The following is a 16,345-nucleotide window of genomic DNA, read 5'->3' on the forward strand; positions in this document are numbered from 1 at the left end:
GGGCGGGCCCGGGGGGCGGGCGGTCAGTGGCCGGTGCAGTCGGTGAAGCGCACCTCGGCCCCCTTGTCGCCCGCCCCGCTCCCCCGGATCTCGGCGAAGTCCCGCTGGGGGTGGCTGCGGAAGGCGCACATGTCGTAGCGGGCCAGGGGCGGGGCGCCGGGTTTCCGGGTGCCGGTCTCGTACCGGTGGTGGCCGACGAGACTGCACATGTCGTAGCGGATCATGGGGCCGTTTGCGCCGGTGCGGTAGCGGTGCGGGGAGATGCCCGCGGAGAAGCTCTTGAAGGCGTTCGAGGTGTCGTCACAGTCGTTGAAGTGCACGGTGCCCGCGTCCCAGGTGCAGTCGATGATCCGCACATCCGGGTCGCGCACCTCGAAGCGGATGTCCTCGGCGTGGAAGCGCTGCACGGAGTCGGCGTGCTCGGCGCGCGGGAAGCGGAAGAAGGTGCTGGTCCGGCCGTAGTCGCCGGCCGGGCCGGGGCGGCGCCCGGTGACGATGTAGGAGCCGCCGCGGCAGGTGATGGAGCCGCCGTAGAGGAATTCCAGGAAGTTCCCCCACTCGTACTCGACCTTCATGTCGCTGAACCAGTAGTTCAGGAACTGGTCCTGCTGTTTCTTGTCCCGTGAGCGCTTGGAGAGCCCCGAGTAGAGGAACGCCTTGCGGTAGGCGCCGCCGACCCGGCAGGCGTCCCAGCGCATCTCGGAGTTGGTGTTGCTGCCGTCCAGCGCCAGCCCGTACGTCCACTCACCGGTCCACTCGCATTCGCTGAACCGGTAGTCCTGCGCCTGCCCTTCGGAGTAGGAGGAGAAGAAGGACGCGCCGGGGGTGGCGGAACGGAAGCGCAGCTGCTCGAACTTGAGGTTGGCCCACATGTTGTCGTTGTGGCAGAGGAAGGCGTCCGCGGCACCGTCCTTGTCCGGCTGGAAGATGATCTCCGAGATCCGCTTGCCCGCGCCCATGAAGCGCAGCCCGTTGGCCCGCCGGTCCGGGTCGCCGCCGTCGAGCAGCGCGCGGGGGCGCCGGATCAGGTAGGCGCCGGGCGGTACGGCGATGACCGTACGCCCGACGCCGCCCGTCACCCGTGCGGCCGCGTGCCGGTACGCCTTCTCGAACGCCTCACTGTCGTCGCTGCGCCCGTCGCCCCGGGCCCCGAAGTCGGCGACCACGTCGACGACCGACTTGCCCGCGGGTCTGCCGCCGGAACGGATTCCCTTCGCGTCGTCCTCGCCGCTCTCGCCGCCGCTGCCGGCCGTACAGCTCGTCACCCCTAGGGCCGCGACGGCGGCGGCGCCCGAGGTGAGCAGGGTCCTGCGGGTGACGGCCGTACGTGCCATGCGTGCCCCTGTCGTGCTATCGCGCCGTGACGCTCACGGGGCCGTTGCGGCCCGAGAGGTTGTCTCCGTCGGTGACTTCGAGTGAATACCGGTGGGTGGAGTTGGACGGAACGGTGTCGGTCATGCCCATGGTCGGCCGGTCCCAGTACCGCGACTGGGCGTCCACGGACTTGTAGAACTCGCCGTCACGGATGATCCGGTAGGTGAGGACGGGGTCGTCACGGTCCCAGGAGGCCTTCCAGCTCAGTCTGACCTTGCCGGCCGTGGTGCTCTCGCCGCTGAGCACGGGGACCTGGGGGGCGCCGGTGTCGGGGGCGGCGGGGAAGCGGGTCAGCGACTGCTGCGGCTTGCTGTGGACGGTGGTGAACTCGCCGCCCGTCCACAGGATGTCGCCCGCCATGACCATGGCGCGGGGCCCGAGCTGCTCCCCGAGGCCGCCGTTGGTCTGCGGGAACCAGATCTGGATCGAGCTGTCGGCGATCGAGTTGGCCAGCAGATGCTGCCGGATGTTGTTGTCGGGGAAGCCGCCGGGTGTGTCCTCGCAGTTGTGCGCGTGCGAGCCGCTGTAGAGCGCACCGCGGTAGGGCACCACGGCCTGCGTCGCGCCGTAACAGATGTCCGTCCACTTGCGGGCGCCGGTGGTGAGCGACGCGGCGATCCTGCCGTCGAAGACCTTGTGTCCGTCGCCCTCGGCGCCGAGATAGAAGTTGGTGTCGTCCCGGTTCAGCGCTTTCACCACCGACCTCGGCTCGATCCAGCCGGGGAAGGTCTGGTTGGTGTTCCCGCTGGCGGGGTCGAGGGAGACCAGGGCGTGCACGCTCGCGCCGTTCACCGTGTTGAAGTCGCCGCCGATGATGATCTTGCCGTGCTCGGGGGCCGCGGTGACCGCCCGTACCGCCTTGTCGACGGTGGCGCGGAAGGGCAGCAGTGCGCCCGCCGGGCCGAGGGCTGCGATCCGCTGCCGGGGCTGGCCGTCGACGGTGGGGAAGTCACCGCCGAGATAGACCGCGTCCGCGGTGGCGTCGACAGCCCGCACGGTCGCGGCCACGCCGGGCCGGAAGTCGTCGCGCAGCGTGCAGTCCGCGGTGTCGAAGGCGACGGCGTTGCTCACCGCGGTCTCCTCGCCGCCGGTGGTGACGGTGCCGAAGGAGCCGCCGACGTAGAGCACTTCACCGTCCGGCGACGGCTTCATGGCGCGCACCGAGCCCGTTCCGCCGGTGAAGGCGGGGGCGCAGGGCAGCAGTTCGCCGGTGGTGGCGTCGAAGGCCGCGAAGTTCTTCCGCGCGACCTGCTGTTCGCCGGGAGCGGCCCCGGGCGGGCGTACGTTGCTGAAGACGCCGCCCGCGTAGACCACACCGTTCGCGTGGGCGACGCTCCAGACGATGCCGTCGGTCTGCCAGGTCGGCATCGGATCGGCGGTCAGCGTGGTGTCCTCCGCCGCCGCTTGCGCACGGCCCGGTGAACCCGCCGGATCGACCGCCAGCGCCGTCACGGCACCCACCATGGAAAAGGCCGCGACCAGACAGCCCAGGATTCTCAGTCTTCGCATGGATCCCCCCAGCGATAGGCAACTCCCCAAGAAGGAACCGACGTCGGCACCGCCGACGTCCCCCCGGACCCCTTCCGCACACGATATCCACCCCGACCGCTCACGCACAGTGGAATGAGGATCAAAAGGGCGAGCGGTCCCATACTCGCCATCAGGGACCCGCGCAGCAGGATGAGCTGGAAGAAGGCGAGGGCCGGTACGAGCAGCACGGCGAGGCTGCCGTGCTGCTCGCGCAACCGGTGCCGCACGTCGTCGATCCTGCGCACCAGCGCCCCGTACAGCCCGAACACCAGGGCCACCATGGGGAATCCGGCCCACAGATAGGTCTCGGCCCACAGGGGCGCCGACAGGTTCTCGAAGCGGTAGCCCGCATGCCGGGCCAGCCTGCTGCCGGTGTCCTCCGGTTTGCCCGGCCACGTCGCGCGCGGCACGAAGAAGAGCGGCGGCCCGAGCGCCGACTCCGGCGCGTAACCGGTCTGCTGCCGCAGACTGACGCCGGTCTGCAGCTGCTGGTAGGCGTCGTAGTCGCCGTTGGTGGTGAACTGCTCGGCGAGGGAGAGCAGACGCACCGGCTCGCGCTCGTCGGCGCGGAAGTAGTCGCCGTAAGGGAAGACCACCAGCACCGCGGTGACCATCGCCGCGGCGGCGATGCGGAAGCCGTGCGGCCGGCGCAGCGCGGGCAGGCTGAACAGCAGCGTGAGCAGGACGGTGCCGGCCCAGAAGCGCGGCTGGCTGACGGGGTTGTCGACGACGACGGCGAGGGCGAGCAGTGCGGGCAGCAGGGCCCAGCGCAGCCCGCGCAGCAACCGGTCGCCGCCGGGCCGCCGGCGGACGTGGAGCAGGGCCAGCAGCGCCCAGAAGGCGGGCACCGACAGGGCCCACTGGGAGAGGGCGCGGCTCGCGCTGTCCCCGCCGCTGGCGGCGGCCGCGGTCTCGTTGACGGCCTGCCGGCTGGTGAAGAACGCCCCGATGCCGCCCAGTTGGGGGATCAGCACGGCGGCGATCAGCAGCGCGGCGACGCCCAGCAGCAGTGCGCGGCCGGGCGGGATGCGGCGCGCCAGCAGGGGTTCGAGCACGACAGAGGTACGGTCCCGGCGGTAGCGGGCCGCCGCCGCGCCCGCCGAGTAGGCGAGCAGGCCGGTCTCCACGATCGCGCAGGCCGTGGCCGCGGTGCCCTGGCCGACGACGAAGCCCAGCGGATAACTGTCGGTGGCCAGCATCGCGAGAGGTGCGAGTCCGAGCCAGATGTAGCCGAACAGCCAGAATCCGAAGGCCATCAGCCGCACCGTGGGACCGGCGAGTACCCAGGCCAGGGCGCCGCCGGTGTGCACGACGACGACGCACTGGAGTACCAGCGCGACACCGACCCGGGTGTCGGTGGAGTACAGCACGGCGGCGGGGAGCAGCAGCACGGCCAGCAGTCCCCAGCAGCAGGCGGCGGTCAGGCTGACGCCCTCGATGTCCTCGCGCTCAGGCACCGCGGTTCAGCTCCTCCGCGCACGGCTCCACGGCGTCCAGGTGCTCCGCGTACAGCTTCTCCAGCCGGTCGGCGACGGCCGCGGCGGAGTACAGCTCGTCCACGGCGCGGAGTCCCGCCGCCGCGACGCCGCGGGCGTGGCCGGGGTCCTGGAGGAGGCCCAGCACGGCGTCGGCGAGCGCGCGCGGAGTGCCGTCGGTGACGACCGTGGCACCGCGCGCGGCGAGTTCACCGGCGATGGCGCACCCTTCCGTGCAGACGGTCGGGGTGCCGGCCGCCAGAGCCTCGAGGAGACTGACGGGGAAGACCTCACTGCGGCTGGGCAGCACGTAGACGGCGGCTTCCGCGAGACGGCGCAGGGCGTCCGGATGGCCGACCGCTCCGGCGTAGCGCACCGCGGAGGTGAGCCCGTGCCGGGTGATGAGCCGGGTGACGCCGGCCAGCGAACCCTCGTCGGCGCCGTGCAGCGTGAAGGTGACGCCGGGCCGTTCGGCGGTGACGAGCACGGCCGCCTCGACGAACGCCTCGGGCCGCTTGACCGGGTGCAGCCGGGCGAGGAAGAGCACCTCTGGCGTGGGCTGTTCGCTTCGAGCGGCAGCAGGCCGGCGCGCCACTCCGTTGCGCACCCGGTGCAGCGGCGGCCCTCCGGGGCCCAGCACCCGGGCGAGACCGGCCCCTTCCTCCTCGGTCAGGACCAGGCAGGCGCGGGCCCGGCGCAGCAGCGGCACGTACAGCCGGTCGAAGAGGCGCGCGAGGGCGCCGCCGCGCGGCTGCACCATCCCGTGGGTCTGCACGACCAGGGGGCGGCGGCGCAGCGCGGCCACGGCGAGCGCGGAGAGGGAGACCAGATCGCGGCCCGCGTGCACATGGACGAGGTCGGCGCGGCCGAGGTGGTGCCACAGGTCGGTCAGCAGGCGGGGGTTGAGCAGGCCGAGGAAGCCGGTGCCCGGCACCAGAGCGCGGGCGCGGCGGGCGCGCAGCGGCACGCCGTCCCAGCTGTGGGGCACTGCGGCACGGCCGCGCCACAGCGACAGCAGTACGGTCCGGTGCCCACGGGCGGCGAGTTCGCCGAGCTGCGCGGTGGCCACGCTCACCGGGCCGCCGTAGGCACCGCCGTCGCTGACGAGGGTGACGACGTGGGCGACCTTCACCGCTCGCCGCCCGCGGCGCGCGCTCCCGCTCCCGCGGCGAGCACGTCATCCGCCGCCACGTCGCGGTGCGCCACCGCGCCCGCGCCGACCACCGCACCCTCGCCGACGGTGACGCCGCGCAGCACGATCGCGCGGGCCGCGACCCAGGAGCCGGACCGAAGCCGGATCGGTCCGTTGTCGAACTCGAAGGTGGGCGAGCGGCGTTGATGGCTGCCCGTACACAGCAGGGCGCCCTGGGAGACGCAGACGTCGGATTCGACGGTGATGGGTTCCAGGTTGATCAGCCAGGCGTCCTCGCCGATCCACACGTCGTCGCCGACTGTCAGCTTCCAGGGCCACTGCACGCGCACGCCGTGCCGGATGAGGACCCGGGAGCCGATCCGGGCGCCGAAGGCACGCAGCAGCGGGGGCCGCAGCCGGGCGGGGAACCACCAGGCGCGGAAGGCCAGATGGAGCACGGCGAACCAGAGCGCCTGCACCAGCAGCGGGCGGCCCTTGTCGTAGCCCTCACCCGAGAAGCCCCGCAGGTCGCGGTCGGTCATGGCTGGATTCCCCTCTCTCCTTGCTGTTGCTGACGGAGGCGGTGCGCAGCCACAGGGCCACCGCCTTGAGCGCCGAGCCCAGGCACAGCCCCCAGGCCGCACCGAGGGCGCCGCCCAGGATGAAGCCGCCGGCCAGGAAGGTGACCGCGGCGAGCGAGAAGACCACCTGGATGGGCAGGGTGGACCGGGGCCGGAGCACGCGCAGGGTGAGCAGTGCGCTGGTGGCGAGCGCGATCCCCGCGTACTGGCTGCCGGTCGCGGGCAACAGCGCGGACGCGGCTGCCCAGGTGTCGCCGAGGAGTTGACGCCCGATGTGGCCCGGTAGGGCGGTGAGCAGCACCGTCCAGGCGGCGACCGCGAGGAGGAGCAGGGCGGCGAGTGCCCCGGTCCTGCGGACGGTGCGCCGGACACCGCTGACGGGCTGGAGCAGCGGCGGGCCGAAGGCGGTGGCCGCGTTGCAGAGGACGTTGACCGGTCCGAAGAGGGCGGCGGCACCGCGCAGGGCGCCCACCGTCAACGGGCCGGTCAGCAGCCCCAGTCCGATGATGGCCAGCTGGCTGGACCCGTTGCCGACGGCGAACTCCACCGCGAAGCGGCGGCCCAGATGGCCGCGTCGCAGCAACTGCCGCGGTGCGCCGCGCGCACCGCGCAGCCGGGGGGCGAGCAGGAAGCCGCCGAGTGCGAGGGCGGGCAGCGCGGAGAGCCCCCAGACCGCCACCAGCCGGGCGGCTCCGCTGCCCTCGGGCTGGAGTGCGAGCGCGGGAAGGGTGACCGCCAGTCGCAGCAGGTCGGCGGCCAGGGCACGGTGGGGCAGCCGCAGCGCCGAGAAGCAGTAGCGCAGCCCGTCCTGGCTGAGCACGGCGGGCAGCACCAGGCCGAGCACCGCCAGCGCCCGCGAGGTGTCGCCGGGCAGCAGGGCCAGCACGGCGGCGGCGGTGCAGCCGACGGCGCAGGACGCGTAGCCGGTGAAGGCCACGGCGGAGCGGCAGGCGTCACGTGCGGCGTCGCCGCGCAGCAGGACCAAGGCCTGCCCGACATAGCCTCCGGCCAGCCCCAGCAGCACGGTGCCGGCCATGTAGACGAGGGAGAAGACGGCGAAGTCGCGGGCACTGGAGAGCCGGGCGGCGACGATGAGCACCGCGATGTTGGTGAAGGCGGCCACACCCTGGTCGGCCACGGAGCACAGGACGGCGGCGCGGGTGCCCGGTCCGCGGTACGGGGAGGCCGGGGTCACCTCCGGGGGACCCGGCCGCCGGACGGTTCCGGGTCGGCGTCCAGCACGGTGGGCCGGCCGGTGAGCAGGTCGGTGCCCCGTTCGGCAGTCGTGCCTGCCGGCGGGCCCGACGCCGGCGGTCCTGCCGCATCCGGCACATGGGCGCCGTCCGCGCCCTCGCGCTGGGAGTGCAGCACCGCGCCGAGTACGGTGCCGCCGGTACCCGTGACCAGCTCCCGGATGCGTTCGAGGTCGGCGCGGTGCACGTCGCCCGGCCTGCACACGACGAGTACGCCGCCGACCCGGTCGGCGAGGGCGACGGCGTCGGCGTAGGAGAGCATCGCCGGCGCGTACACCACCACGGTCGTGCCGGGTTCGTCGGCGGCGGCCAGCAACTCCCCGGCGGGCGCGGAGCTGAGGGCCCGGGCGGCGTTGCGCACCCGCGCTCCCGGCACCAGGTCGAAGGCGCCCGACTCACCCGCGTCGATGGGGATCTGCAGCCCGGTGGGCCAGCCGCCGTCGCCCCGTGCGGGCCTGCGGGCCCAGCCCGGCCGGATCCCTTCGGCGGAGCGCAGTCGCTCGGTGAGGGACGGTGTGCGCAGGTCGGCCTCGACGAGCAGCACGTCGTGGTCCATCTCGACGAAGGAGGCGGCGAGATTGACGGAGACCGCCGCCGCGGTGGTCCCGCTGCCGCGCGGGGCGACGACGAGCACCGACCGTGGCCGGTCCACGAGGCGCTGGTCGCAAGCGAGCCGGAAGGCCATCGAGCGGTACTCCTCGGCGGTCCTCCCGGTGGCCAGCAGCGGCCCGGCCCGGCGGCGGTGCGGCAGGGTGCCCAGTACGGGCGCGCCCAGGGCGCGCACGACATCGCCGGCGGAGCGCGCGGCCGGGTCGAAGACGAGCCGCACCCAGGCGGCGAGCAAGCCGAGCAGCAGTCCGGCGGCGGCGCCGAGGCCGGTCAGCATGGGCAGCCCGGGCCCCGCGGGTGAGGTCGGCGGAAGAGCGCTGCGCACGACGGTTCCGGAGGTGGTGTCCAGAGCGGTCAGGTCGGCGATCTTGCTGTCGAGCACCGCGAGCTGGGCGTCGACGGACTCGCTCCGGCCGCGCTGGCCGAGCAGCGGCCGACGCTGGTCGCGGTAGCGGTCGAGCATCTTCTCGACCTGCGCCTTGGTCTCCTTCTCACGGTTGTCGAGGAAGGCGCGGGCGAAGGCGTTGGCACGGTCGGCGCTGCCGTCCGCGGAGTCGGCGGTGTAGGTGAAGCGCAGGATCGTCGTCTCCGGCGGGTTGGTCACCTCCAGCCCGGACTGCAGGCGGGCACCGCCGTTGGCCCCCTCCCCCTCTTCGCCCTCCCCCCGCTCGCCGAGCCGGGCGGCGGCGAGCTTCGTGACCGCGCTGCCCATGGCCGCCTGCCGCTCCGACTCGATGCTGATGCCCGCGTCGGCGGGCTTGCCGCCGGCCGCGAAGGGGTCGACGGTCGGCTGGCGCAGCGTCACCTCGCCGACGGCGGCGTAGGACCCGTTGCCGACGACCCCCAGCCAGGCACCGCCGAGCAGCCCGAGCAACAGCCCGAGCAGCACCAGTGCCCGGTAGCGGAACAGCTGCTGGAACTGGTCCCGCAGCTGATCCGGCTCGTCCCGCTGCGATGCCGGCGGGTACGCCTGCGCCGGGCCGTCGAGGCGTACGTGGCGCGGCTCCTGACTTCTGTGCACGAGACCTCCTAGCCCTGTGGGGTGACCGGTGCAGGGGTGACCGGTGCCGTGACGACCGGAGGATGAGCGGTCCGGGCACGCGTGACCCGGGCAGGCGTGGTCCCTTGTTCCAGCGCCTCCTCCAGCAGCGCGCTGATCCGGGCGAGCCCGGCTTCCCGGCTCAGCTGACTCTCGACGTAGCGCGGCCCGTGGGCGCCGAGTCCGTCGGCGGCGGCCGGGTCGGCGGCCAGCGCGGCAACCGCGTCCAGCAGTGCCCGCGGGTCCTCGGGCGGCACCAGCACCGCGGCTCCCGAGCGGCGCAGTTCGCCGGCGGTGCCGCCGCCGTCCGCGACCGAGCCGACGACGGGCCGGCCGGTCGTGAAGTAGGAGGTGAGCTTGGAGGGAATGCTCATGTCCTGGACCGAGGCGCGCTGGGTGACGACGAGCACGTCGGCCGCGGCCAGCACGTCGGTGAAGTCGGCCTCGTCGGCGGGCGGCAGGAACTCGAGGTTGGGCAGCCCCGCGGCGAGCCCGCGCAGCCGCTCGTGCTGGTTGCCGTCGCCCATCAGCACCACCCGCACCTGCGGGGCCAGGCGCGCGGCCTCCACCAGCACCTCCAGGCCCTGCTTGAGGCCCATGTTGCCCGAGTGCAGCACGACGGTGCTGTCCTCGCGCCAGCCCAGCCGCTTCCGGGTGGCGGCCCGATCGCCCGAAGGCCCCGTCACATGAGACCAGTTGGGAACGAGCCGGATACGGGCGGGCGCCACGCCCATGGCCGCGACGCGGTCGGTGAAGCTCTCGTGGATGACGCCGACGAGGGTGGCCTGCCGCAGCACCTGCCGCTCGACGGCGGCGGCCGCCGTCGCCGCCCGGTCACCGCCGCGGATGCCGCTCTGCGCGGCGGCGGCTCCCATCAGGTCCTGCACGACGGGTATGAACGGCACCCGGTGGCGCCTGGCGAGCCGCGCGGCCAGCACGCCGCCCGCCAAGCTCGGCAGCTGGGCCACGACCGCGTCCGGGCGGCGCATCCGGGGCGGCGCGAGGAGTCCGTGCGCCAGGATCGACGCCTCGTACAGTGCCCGGCGCACGGCGGTCTGCCGCGGCGGCACGGTGTGCCGCCTCCGGTGCACCCGGACGCCGGCGCGTATCTCTTCGGCCCGCCAGACCCCCCGGTAGGCCGGGTCGGTGCGCCAGGACGGATAGTGCGGCATTCCGGCCAGCACATGCACGTCGTACTCCGGGCGCGCGGCCCAGTGTTCGGCGATCTGCGTCGCGTACGGGCCGATTCCGGCCTGCTCCGGCGCGTAGTTGGTCGATATCAGCAGCAGCCGTCTGCGCGGCCGCCCGTCACCGTATTCCGGCATGACGCGGTCCCTCCCCCACAACTTCCCCTTTCGGTTCCCCAACTCGCACTCTAACGGCATTTCCCCACTCATCCCCTCAACCCATCCCTCCTGACGCCGGGTTGTGATTTGATCGGCGCCTACGACGGCATGCCGGGGGTACTCCTGCGGCTTTTCGGGGATTCGTCGTACCGAATCCGGTGACTGGGGGGTTTCCGATGACACATACGGTGGGCTATGCGCCCGGCGCGTACGACCTGTTCCACGTCGGGCATCTCAATCTGCTGCGGCACGCCCGCAGCCGCTGCGACTATCTCGTCGCCGGCGTCGTCTCCGACGAGATGGCCGAACTGGCCAAGGGCCGGGCGCCGGTGGTCCCGCTGGTGGAGCGGCTGGAGATCGTGCGCAGCATCCGCCACGTGGACGCCGCGTTCGTGGAGACCGTTCCGGACAAACTGGTCACCTGGCAACAGGTCCGGTTCGACGTGCTGTTCAAGGGCGACGACTGGCGGGGCACGCCGAAGGGCGACCGGCTGGAGGCCGCGTTCAGCACGGTCGGGGTCGAGATCGTCTACTTCCCGTACACGATGCACACCTCCAGCACCCAGCTGCGCCGGGCCCTGGACGCCCTGTCCGCGCCGGCACCCGCTACCGCGCGGACAGCTCCCGGAACCACTTGACGAGGAACGCGCACAGGAAGAGCACGTGGGCCGCGAAGAACAGCGTGTAGCCGGCGAGGAAGACCGCTTCGCCGCCCAGCAGCAGGAAGACGGCGCAGAAGACGCCGTAGTCGACGGGAAGCAGCGCCGCGGCACGGACCCGGGAGGGTGCGGGCGCGGCGGCTGCGACGCCCGGGCGGGGCAGCAGCTTCGCGGTGAGCAGCCCGCCGAAGAAGAGGAGCACCGCCGCGAGCTGAAAGGCGAGCGGCAGCAGCAGCCAGGCCGGAGAGGGCAGTTCGAAGAACCGGTAGAAGGAGACGAGCACGGCGGCGTGCAGCGCCGTGATCTTGGCGCAGTCCACCACGTGGTCCAGCCACTCCCCCGCCGCGCTGCTCTCCTTGCGCAGCCGGGCCAGCTGCCCGTCCGCGGAGTCGAAGGCGAAGCCCACGGCGAGCGCCGCGTACACCGCGAGGGCCAGGGGCCAGGAGGGCGGCAGCAGAGCCAGCGCGATGATCCCGGCGAAGCTGCAGGCGCCGCTGATCAGGGTGACCTGGTTCGGGGTCAGCCCGGCCCGGTGGGACGCCGCGGCGAGCACGCGCCCGGCCGGGCGGTTGACGTAACGGGAGTAGAGCGAGACCCCCTTCGCCGTCTTCTGCGCCTCCCGCAGCTCGCCGAGTGCCGTGCCGAACCTTCCGCGGTGCGTCGCCACCAGGCCCCCCTGAGATCCACCCCGATTGCCGCGCATGATGTCATACCGGCGCCGGCCTCGGCCGCGGTGCCGGTGAACCGAGCAGGCGGTGGACGAGGGTCCGGCGGCCGGGCGATAAGGTGCGGTACTGCGAGGCGGCCGGGAGGGTGACGAGGATGAAGGTGCGACAGGCGCGGCTGCTGGTGGCTTCGGCGGCCACGGCGGTGCTGACGGCGACGCTGTCGGGGTGCGTGACGGTGCACGGCGAGAACGCCGTGATCCCCGCGGTGTCGGAACCGGACGCGGAGAAGGTCCTCAAGAACTTCACCGCCACCAACAACAAGGCCAGCGAGAGCTACGACGCCAAGCTGAGCACCACCATCGAGACCGGCGCCCTCGGCGCCATCGACCAGGCCGGACTCTCCTCGCGCAAGGAGGTCCAGCCCGGGGGCAACCCGAAGTACCAGCCGCTGAGACTGAGCGACGCGCGCTTCCTGATCCCCAAGCAGGCGGGCTGGCCGAAATTCTTCGTCGCCGACACCAAGAGCAACCGCACGGCCAACGGCCGCTGGCTGCTCGTCTTCCAGCGCGACAGCGCCAAGGCCGACTGGAAGGCGTCGTACCTGGCGGTACTCGAACCGGGCGAGATACCGGACTTCGTCACCGGCAAGGACGGCCATGTGAAGGCCGTGCCGACGAGCGGCGGCTCCAAGCTCGCCATCGATCCGGACAAGCTGAGCGACGCGTACGTGAGCTATCTCCAGGAGGGTACGGGCGACTTCGCGCCCGGCAAGCACACGAGCGCGCGGCGCGCGGAGCGGAAGAACGCGGAGAAGCGGCCGGGTACCCGGACCGAGTACGCCGACCAGGCTGCCGAGCCGCCCCAGTACGCGCCGTTCGGGCTGCGCACACAGGGCGGTGGGGCGCTGGTCTTCTTCGCTTCGCACCACCACACCAAGCAGACCGTCGCCAAGGGCTATCAGCCGCAGGTCAAGGACCCGCTGGTGAAGGCCCTGATGACCGGCACGCCCAAGCAGTCGGTGACCTACATCAGGGTCTCCGAACAGGCCGTGACGGTGCCCGCGAAGAACGCCGGCGACGAGATCGGCTTCCTCAACCGGATCGACGGGCTCACGTCCGCCAAGGGCGAGTGAGCAACAGCCAAGGGCGAGAGTGAGCGGCGCGCCGTCAGCGCGTCAGCGCACCGGCCAGGGTGCCGTCTCCTCGCCCGTGTAGGCGGCACAGGCGTCGGTGAGCGCCTCCAGCAGCGTCAGCGGTTCGGGCAGTATCTCCGGCCGCCCCTCAGACTGCGCTTCCGGTGGTACCGACCCGGCCCCGGCCTGCGCCTGCGGCGCCCGTACCCAGCGCACCTCGGCCTGCGCACCCGCCCCGGGCAGCCGGGCGGGCGGTACGGGCACATAGCTGCCGCGGCAGTGCCAGCGCAGCCCCGGGTGCTCGTCCATGGTCTCGGGGTGGCAGTCCAGCTGGCAGGGCCACCACTCGTCCTCGTCGTCGGGGGTGCCGCGGGTGGCGGTGAAGAAGAGCATCCGGTCGCCGCCGGACAGGGCGACCGGCCCGAGCGGCACCTGCGCCGCCTCCAGCCGCTCCAGCGCGGCCCAGCCCGCCTCGGCCGGTACGTCGAGCACGTCGTGGTCGCGGCCGGTCGCGGTGATGAAGTTCGCCAGCGGCTGGCTCTGCGCCCATTCCGCGATCTGTACGGGGTCGGTGGTGGCCTGGGTGTGCCACGCGAAGGAGACGGGGTGGCGTCCGGGCGTGGGACAGCCGATGCGGACGCAGGAGCAGCCGTAGCCCGAGGGATAGGCGGCGGGCGCGAGCGGGAAGCCGGCCCGGGCGGCGGTCAGCAGGAGTTCCGTACGGGCGCGGGCGGCGTCGGCCAGGGCACCGGCGCTCCTCCCCCTCGCCCTGGGGCCGGTCCGCGCCAACTGCCGCAGCCACCGGTCGAACCTGCTCTCGCTTTCCATCTACCGCCTCACTCCGCGACCACAACCGTGGACCTCCGAGGGTACGCAGCGCAGCGCACCCTCAGGCGCGAATCCACGGATCGGCTGACTGGCCGTCATCCTCCCGCACCGACGGCGGCGCGCGGCACCGGGTGCACCCGAATGCCCCACGACGAGCCCCCTGAGCGGCATGCCCCGAAATGCCGCCATAGCTTGGCTCCATGGTCAAGGTCACGGTTGAGGCCACCAGGGCCGCTGTCGTCTCCCTGCTCTTCCTTACCCTCGTCTCGCTCGCCCCGACCTACCCCGCCACGCCCCACGCCGCCGCCGGCCGCACACGCGTCAGCGGGCTTCCGCGGCTGGTCTACGCGGCCCACCGCGGCGGTGCCCTGGAGGTGCCGGAGAACAGCATGGCCGGGCTGCTGTCGACCTACCGGCGGAACGTCACCCAGGTACTCGACGTCGATGTGCGGTCGCTGCGCGACGGGACGCTGGTCGCGATGCACGACGCGGCCCTGGACCGTACGACGGACGGGTCGGGCCCGGTCGGCGCGCTGACGCGGAGCCAGTGGCGGCGGGTACGGCTCCAGCCCTCCCCCGGTCTGCCCGGCAGCTGGCACCAGGAGCATCCGCCGACGGTCGGGGCCGTACTCGACCGCTTCGGGGGACGCATCGTGCTGAACCTCGAACTCAAGGACCGGGGCGGGCTGAAGAAGCTTGCCCGGTTGGTGCGTGAACGGGGCCTGACGGACGCGGTGTACGTCCAGTCGAACAGGTTGTCGCTGGCGGCGCGGGCCCACCGGATGGGTCTGCTGACCTCGGTGTGGCGTTCGGTGAAGCAGGCGCGCGAGGACCGGCCCGCGAGGTGGCGCGAGGAGGTCGACATGCTCAGCGTGGACTACCGCGCCCGCGCCGCCGACATCCGGCGGGCCGTCGACTCGGGCGTTCCGCGGGTGTGGTCGCACACCGTCACCACCACGGCCGCCCGGGACCGGGTGCTGGGGCTGGGGTGCGACGGCGTACTGACGGACGCGCCGAGGCTGCTGGCGCACACGCCCGAGCGGCGAACGGCGCGGTCCCGGGCACCGCACGCCACACCCCGGCGGTGATCCCTGGCGCTGTCCCGAGAACTTTCCGTCCGGATCTCGGCGAGAAGGCTCCGCACAGCGCACCATGGTCGCTACACAGTGCGCGTCGACCCCGTGAGGAGCCTTCGTTGTACGGACCCGGCTACACCCCCCGCCGCTACCTGATGTGCCCACCGGCACACTTCCGCGTCACGTACTCCATCAACCCGTGGATGGACCCCGGCAAACCCGTGGACATCCCGCTCGCGCTCGCCCAGTGGGAGGAACTGCGTGACCGCTATCTCTCCCTGGGCCACACGGTCGAGGAGCTGGAACCGCTCCCCGGGTTGCCCGACATGGTCTACGCGGCCAACGGCGCCACCGTCGTCGACGGCCGAGTGCTCGGTGCCCGCTTCGCCCACCGGGAGCGCACCGACGAGGCGGCGGCCCACCGCGCCTGGTACCGGGCGCACGGCTTCGCGGACGTGCACGAGCCGGAGCACATCAACGAGGGCGAGGGCGACTTCGCGGTGACCGACACCTGGCTGCTGGCCGGGCGGGGTTTCCGCAGCAGCCCGCTCTCGCACGGCGAGGTCCAGGAGTTCTTCGGCCGTCCGGTGATCGGCCTCGACCTGATCGACCCTCGCTACTACCACCTGGACACCGCACTGTGCGTGCTGGGCGGCGACGAGGTCATGTACTACCCGCCGGCCTTCTCCCCGGGCAGCCGGGCGGTCCTCGCCCGGCTCTTCCCCGATGCCCTCATCGCCGCCGAGCCGGACGCCGAGGCCTTCGGCCTGAACTCGGTCAGCGACGGCCACCACGTCCTGCTTCCGCAGGCCGCCGTCGGCCTCTTCGACCCGCTGCGGGAGCGCGGCTACGAGCCGCTGCCCATCGACCTGACGGAGCTGCTGAAGGGGGGCGGCAGCGTGAAGTGCGTGACGGCCGAACTGCGTCCGGCCTGACCCGGCGGGCACGGTGCGCGCGGATTCGCCCCGCGCGCACCCGTGTCTCACTCCGGTGACTCCGGTGACTCCGGTGACTCCGGTGACTCCGGTGGCCAGGCGTCGCCCCAGCGGGCGTCGCGGGCCCGCCGGTAGGCGGCGCCGTGGCGCTTGGTGACGGTCGTGCGCCGCAGGCCGTCCTCGGCGGTGCACAGGTCCAGCAGCACCTGGCCCTTGCGCGTCTGCGGCCGGCGCACGATACGGGCCGGGGCGGGACCGCCCGCGAGGCCGGGGTGTGCGGCGGCGACATAGCTGAACTTCTCGTCCTCGTACGGCAGCGAGCCGCCCTTCACCTGCCGGTGCAGCGAGGAACGGTTTACCCGGACCGCGAAGTGGCACCAGTCCGCACCAGCCACTATCGGGCAGCGAGCGCTGTGCGGGCAGGGCGCGAGGACCCGCAGCCCGGCGCTGATCAGCTGGTCGCGGGCCGCGATGATCCGGGCGTAGCCGTCCGGCGTGCCGGGCTCGGCCAGCACCACGGCGCTGCCCGCCCGGGCCGCCGCGTCGACGACCGCACGCCGGTCCCCCTCTGTGAGTTCGCCCAGCACGTAGGAGACGGTGACCAGGTCGGCGGGCGGCAGGTCGGCAACGGGCAGGGCGGCCCGCTCCGCCGGTGCGCGCAGTGACCGCCGCCGCCACTCGGTGCCGCGCAGCGCCGCAGCGCCGGAC

The 16,345-nt window shown here is 73.0% G+C and carries 15 protein-coding genes; 4 read left to right on the forward strand and 11 right to left on the reverse strand.

Annotation, left to right across the window (positions count from 1 at the left end):
* Positions 1–23: 23 nt before the first annotated feature.
* The 8 genes from ACRDP3_RS05360 to ACRDP3_RS05395 are packed head-to-tail and all read right to left on the reverse strand — an operon-like array spanning position 24 to position 10,318.
* Positions 24–1,334, reverse strand: a complete 1,311-nt coding sequence (locus ACRDP3_RS05360) for a glycosyl hydrolase family 28-related protein (RefSeq protein WP_431515649.1) — start codon at positions 1,332–1,334, stop codon at positions 24–26.
* Positions 1,335–1,350: 16 nt separating this feature from the next.
* The gene (locus ACRDP3_RS05365; RefSeq protein ID WP_431515650.1) at positions 1,351–2,883 is read right to left on the reverse strand and encodes a fibronectin type III domain-containing protein; all 1,533 of its coding nucleotides are present in this window, start codon (positions 2,881–2,883) and stop codon (positions 1,351–1,353) included.
* Positions 2,871–4,361: a hypothetical protein gene (locus tag ACRDP3_RS05370; RefSeq protein ID WP_431515651.1), complete on the reverse strand. Its 1,491-nt coding sequence runs from the start codon at positions 4,359–4,361 to the stop codon at positions 2,871–2,873. The genes ACRDP3_RS05365 and ACRDP3_RS05370 overlap by 13 nt, the downstream gene beginning before the upstream one ends.
* Positions 4,354–5,511, reverse strand: a complete 1,158-nt coding sequence (locus ACRDP3_RS05375; protein ID WP_431515652.1) for a glycosyltransferase — start codon at positions 5,509–5,511, stop codon at positions 4,354–4,356. Before ACRDP3_RS05375 ends, ACRDP3_RS05370 begins: the two co-directional genes overlap by 8 nt.
* Positions 5,508–6,053, reverse strand: a complete 546-nt coding sequence (locus ACRDP3_RS05380; RefSeq protein ID WP_431515653.1) for a putative colanic acid biosynthesis acetyltransferase — start codon at positions 6,051–6,053, stop codon at positions 5,508–5,510. Before ACRDP3_RS05380 ends, ACRDP3_RS05375 begins: the two co-directional genes overlap by 4 nt.
* Complete coding sequence (locus tag ACRDP3_RS05385; protein WP_431515654.1) at positions 6,019–7,287, reverse strand: hypothetical protein; 1,269 nt, start codon at positions 7,285–7,287, stop codon at positions 6,019–6,021. The genes ACRDP3_RS05380 and ACRDP3_RS05385 overlap by 35 nt, the downstream gene beginning before the upstream one ends.
* Positions 7,284–8,975 carry a lipopolysaccharide biosynthesis protein gene (locus ACRDP3_RS05390; RefSeq protein ID WP_431515655.1) on the reverse strand — a complete coding sequence of 564 codons (1,692 nt, stop codon included), beginning with the start codon at positions 8,973–8,975 and terminating at the stop codon, positions 7,284–7,286. Before ACRDP3_RS05390 ends, ACRDP3_RS05385 begins: the two co-directional genes overlap by 4 nt.
* An 8-nt stretch (positions 8,976–8,983) precedes the next feature.
* Positions 8,984–10,318 carry a glycosyltransferase gene (locus ACRDP3_RS05395; protein WP_431515656.1) on the reverse strand — a complete coding sequence of 445 codons (1,335 nt, stop codon included), beginning with the start codon at positions 10,316–10,318 and terminating at the stop codon, positions 8,984–8,986.
* 197 nt (positions 10,319–10,515) lie between these two features.
* Between ACRDP3_RS05395 and ACRDP3_RS05400 the strand changes: the two genes are divergently transcribed.
* Complete coding sequence (locus ACRDP3_RS05400) at positions 10,516–10,977, forward strand: adenylyltransferase/cytidyltransferase family protein (RefSeq protein ID WP_431515657.1); 462 nt, start codon at positions 10,516–10,518, stop codon at positions 10,975–10,977.
* Here the strand turns inward: ACRDP3_RS05400 and ACRDP3_RS05405 are convergent.
* On the reverse strand, positions 10,946–11,701 hold the full coding sequence (locus ACRDP3_RS05405) for a CDP-alcohol phosphatidyltransferase family protein (protein ID WP_431515658.1): 756 nt from the start codon (positions 11,699–11,701) through the stop codon (positions 10,946–10,948). The two genes, ACRDP3_RS05400 and ACRDP3_RS05405, sit on opposite strands and share 32 nt — an antisense overlap.
* Before the next feature lie 119 nt (positions 11,702–11,820).
* Here ACRDP3_RS05405 and ACRDP3_RS05410 point away from each other — a divergent pair, with 119 nt between their 5' ends.
* A complete protein-coding gene (locus ACRDP3_RS05410) occupies positions 11,821–12,798 on the forward strand; it encodes a hypothetical protein (RefSeq protein WP_431515659.1) in 978 nt (325 codons plus the stop codon).
* A gap of 42 nt (positions 12,799–12,840) precedes the next feature.
* Here the strand turns inward: ACRDP3_RS05410 and ACRDP3_RS05415 are convergent, their stop codons facing one another.
* Positions 12,841–13,626: a bifunctional DNA primase/polymerase gene (locus ACRDP3_RS05415; RefSeq protein ID WP_431515660.1), complete on the reverse strand. Its 786-nt coding sequence runs from the start codon at positions 13,624–13,626 to the stop codon at positions 12,841–12,843.
* A gap of 200 nt (positions 13,627–13,826) precedes the next feature.
* Here ACRDP3_RS05415 and ACRDP3_RS05420 point away from each other — a divergent pair, with 200 nt between their 5' ends.
* Together ACRDP3_RS05420 and ddaH are read left to right on the forward strand one after the other, a co-directional pair.
* Positions 13,827–14,714 (forward strand): glycerophosphodiester phosphodiesterase, encoded by an 888-nt coding sequence (locus tag ACRDP3_RS05420; protein WP_431515661.1) that lies wholly within the window; start codon positions 13,827–13,829, stop codon positions 14,712–14,714.
* A gap of 107 nt (positions 14,715–14,821) precedes the next feature.
* Positions 14,822–15,637 (forward strand): dimethylargininase, encoded by an 816-nt coding sequence (gene ddaH, locus ACRDP3_RS05425; RefSeq protein WP_431515662.1) that lies wholly within the window; start codon positions 14,822–14,824, stop codon positions 15,635–15,637.
* A gap of 47 nt (positions 15,638–15,684) precedes the next feature.
* On the opposite strand, the gene ACRDP3_RS05430 is transcribed toward ddaH, so the two are convergent.
* Positions 15,685–16,345, reverse strand: a 661-nt coding sequence (locus ACRDP3_RS05430) for a small ribosomal subunit Rsm22 family protein (protein WP_431515663.1), incomplete at its 5' end; no start/stop codon positions are given.

This window comes from Streptomyces sp., assembly GCF_050698815.1.
Classification (GTDB): Bacteria; Actinomycetota; Actinomycetes; order Streptomycetales; family Streptomycetaceae; genus Streptomyces.